The organism is Streptomyces lothianensis (assembly GCF_047779955.1).
Taxonomy (GTDB): Bacteria; Actinomycetota; Actinomycetes; order Streptomycetales; family Streptomycetaceae; genus Streptomyces.
In genome coordinates, this window is sequence record NZ_JBLMKT010000164.1 from 1 (window position 1) to 280 (window position 280).

Below are 280 nucleotides of genomic sequence, written 5' to 3' on the forward strand. Positions count from 1 at the left end.
ACGAACACCGGACGCACATCACCCGCCGACGCCGCACCACGCACAACGCCAGGAACCGGACGGCCCTCCGCCAGCGCCTCCAGCACCGACACAAAGCCCTCACGCTCCGACGCCACCACCGCCGCCCGATGCTCGAACCGCGAACGCGTCAAGGCCAGGGAGTAGCCGACATCCACGACCGAGACATCCGCACCCTCACGGACATGGGCCAGCAGCTTCCCGGCCTGCGCCCGCAGCGCGGACTCCGTCCTGCCCGACAACACCCACGGCACCACACCCA

General features: G+C 70.4%; 1 protein-coding gene. It reads right to left on the reverse strand.

Features of this window, described 5'->3' with window-relative positions; all coding sequences use genetic code 11:
* The coding region (locus tag ACLF6P_RS30075) for a CurL C-terminal domain-containing protein (RefSeq protein ID WP_415954594.1) at positions 1–280 on the reverse strand (280 nt) is incomplete at both ends.